Genomic DNA, 3,140 nt, shown 5'->3' on the forward strand with positions numbered 1-3,140 from the left:
CTCGGCGACCTCGCCGGCCGGGTCCGAGTCGCGGACCAGCGTCGCGCCGACGGGCACCCGCAGCCGCCCGGTCGCCGCGTCCACGTCGGCGGTCCGGATGAGGATGGGGGAGTCCAGGTCCTGCGAACCGTCCGCGGCCGGCGGTCCGAACAGGGCCAGCGCCCCGGCGTAGTAGCCGCGCCCGGTCGGTTCGTGGCGCCGGATGACCCGGCAGGCGTTCTCCACCGGGCTGCCCGTCACGGTTGCGGCGAACATCGTCTCGCGCAGCACCGACCTGGCGTCGAGCGTGCTGCGGCCCCGCAGCTCGTACTCGGTGTGGGCGAGATGGGCCATCTCCTTCAGCCGCGGGCCGACGACCACACCGCCCCGGTCGCCGACGGTGCACATCATCTTCAGTTCCTCGTCGACGACCATGGACAGCTCCTCGCGCTCCTTGCGGTCGCCGAGGAACTCCAGCAGGCCGTCGACGGTCGGCCCCTCCGGCGGGTAGCGGTAGGTGCCGCTGATCGGGTTCATCACGACCGTGCCGCCGCTCATCCGCACGTGCGCCTCGGGGCTGGCCCCGACCAGCGTGCGCCGCCCGGTGTGCACCACGAACGTCCAGTACGCGCCGCGCTCGGTGGCGAGCAGCCTGCGGAAGAGGGCCAGCGCGTCCTGCGGCCGGTAGCCGGTGATCTCCCCGTGGAAGGTGCGCCGGACGACGAAGTTGGCGCCCTCGCCCGTTCCGATCTCGTCGCGGACCACTCGCCGCACGATCTCCTCGTACGGACCGTCGGCGACGTCGAAGCCGGCGTCCCGCACGTCCACCGCGTGGTCCGGCAGCGCGGCCAGCGCCTCGTCGAGCGGCAGCTCGTGGCGCTCGGAGGGCACCAGCACCGACAGCGGTGTGCCGTCGTCGGTGACGTCGAAGCCCCGCTCGGCGATCTGCCGGAACGGCACCAGGGCCAGCGCCCCGTGCGGGCCGTCGGGCACGGCCGCGAGCCGGTCCACCTCCGTCACCTCGCCGACGAGGACCTCGACGGTGTGCGGATCGCGGCCGGGGGTGCGGCGGCGCAGCAGGGCGAACGGCGGAGGGTCCTCGCCGAGCAGGCGGTGCAGGGCCATGGGGTCTTCCTTCCGGAGCATCCGAGTCAGGGGAGCGACCGATCAGGAGTGACGACCCGCACACATGCGAAAAGGCCGCCCTCCGGGGCGGCCTTCGCGTGCGTCGTGTTCGCGTACGCGCAGTCAGTGGGCCGCCGGTGAGACGGGCCACCACCAGGTGCGGGCGGTACGGAGAGCGGGGTGCGCGAACATGCCCGCAGCGTACCGCAGCGCGGTGCCGGCGACGCTGCCCGCCCGCGCCGGGCGAGCCGCGTCCACCGTGGACGGTCCGTCTCACCCATCGGTCACCGCACGGAACGCCCGACCCGACCCCGTAACCTGGACCCGTGACCGTGAACGCCAATACCGACGCCGGTGCCCGCACCTGGCGAGACCTGCCCGCGGCGCAGCAGCCCGACTACCCGGACGCCGTGGCTCTGCGCGATGTGATCGCCGAGCTGGAGTCCTATCCGCCGCTCGTCTTCGCCGGTGAGTGCGACCAGCTGAAGGACAGGCTGGCTGCCGTCGCCCGAGGCGAGGCGTTCCTGCTCCAGGGCGGCGACTGCGCGGAAGCGTTCGACGGCGTGTCCGCCGAACACATCCGCAACAAGCTGAAGACGCTGCTCCAGATGGGAGCGGTACTCACCTACGCCGGCTCGGTGCCGGTGGTGAAGGTCGGCCGGATCGCCGGCCAGTACAGCAAGCCGCGGTCGAAGCCGACGGAGACCCGGGACGGCGTCACGCTGCCGACCTACCGCGGTGACTCGGTGAACGGCTTCGAGTTCACCGAGGCCGAGCGGCGTCCCGACCCGCAGCGGCTCAAGCGCATGTACCAGGCGTCCGCCTCGACGCTGAACCTGGTGCGGGCGTTCACCACCGGTGGTTACGCCGACCTGCGCCAGGTGCACGCCTGGAACCAGGACTTCGTGAAGAACTCGCCCTCCGGGCAGCGCTACGAGGCGCTGGCCCGCGAGATCGACCGGGCGCTGAACTTCATGAACGCCTGCGGGGTGGACCCGGAGGAGTTCAAGACCGTCGAGTTCTTCGCCTCCCACGAGGCGCTGCTGCTCGACTACGAGGGTGCGCTCACCCGCACCGACTCGCGCAGCGGCCGGCTCTACGACGTCTCGGCGCACATGGTGTGGATCGGTGAACGCACCCGGCAACTCGACGGCGCGCACATCGAGTTCGCCTCGCGGATCAGCAACCCGATCGGGGTGAAGCTGGGGCCGACCACCACTCCGGAGGAGGCCCTCACCCTCATCGACCGCCTCGACCCGGAGCGGGAGGCCGGCCGGCTCACGTTCATCACGCGGATGGGCGCGGACAAGGTCAGGGACCGCCTGCCGACGCTGGTCGAGAAGGTCACCGCCTCCGGCGCCCAGGTGGCGTGGGTGTGCGACCCGATGCACGGCAACACCTTCGAGGCGGCCTCCGGGCACAAGACCCGGCGCTTCGACGACGTGCTCGACGAGGTCAAGGGCTTCTTCGAGGTCCACAAGGGCCTCGGCACCCACCCGGGCGGCATCCACGTCGAGCTGACCGGTGACGACGTCACCGAGTGCGTGGGCGGCGGCGACGAGATCTTCGTCGACGACCTGCACCAGCGCTACGAGACGGCCTGCGACCCCCGGCTCAACCGCAGCCAGTCGCTCGACCTGGCGTTCCTCGTCGCGGAGATGTATCGGCACCAGTGACGGGAGCCTCCGGCGGCGGCCGGGGGAGAGGCCCGGAAGACGATCTGGGGCGCGGATCACAGCGATCCGCGCCCCAGCGTCTTTTGTGGACATCGGCAGCCGGGTAAGGTTAGGTTAACCTCACTGACTGGGTCCGCTTTCCGGAGGTGCCGCGTGTACGTCTGCTCCTGCTTCGGCATCACCGAGCAACAGGTCCGCGAGCACGCCTCCGCCGGAGCCTGCACACCGCGCCAGATAGCCTCCGCCAGCAAGGCGGGGACGGACTGCGGCTCGTGCGTGCGGCGCATCCAGGGCCTGCTGGGCCGCGGCGGCTGCCCGCGCCGGGAGTCCGGCGCGGAGACGGCTGTCGCCGCCCTCGCC

3 protein-coding genes are annotated in these 3,140 nt (G+C 71.8%); 2 read left to right on the top strand and 1 reads right to left on the bottom strand.

Translation table 11 applies throughout. The features are described 5' to 3' along the window. The coding region (locus ACYVE9_RS20595) for a chorismate-binding protein (protein WP_461029367.1) at positions 1-1,104 on the bottom strand (1,104 nt) is incomplete at its 3' end. Positions 1,105-1,430: 326 nt separating this feature from the next. Between ACYVE9_RS20595 and ACYVE9_RS20600 the strand changes: the two genes are divergently transcribed. Both ACYVE9_RS20600 and ACYVE9_RS20605 read left to right on the top strand, forming a co-directional pair. Beyond that, complete coding sequence (locus tag ACYVE9_RS20600) at positions 1,431-2,780, top strand: class II 3-deoxy-7-phosphoheptulonate synthase (protein WP_461029368.1); 1,350 nt, start codon at positions 1,431-1,433, stop codon at positions 2,778-2,780. Positions 2,781-2,933: 153 nt separating this feature from the next. Further along, on the top strand, positions 2,934-3,140 hold a 207-nt coding region (locus ACYVE9_RS20605; RefSeq protein WP_461029369.1), incomplete at its 3' end, for a (2Fe-2S)-binding protein.

The sequence above is a fragment of the Streptomyces sparsus genome (assembly GCF_054776295.1).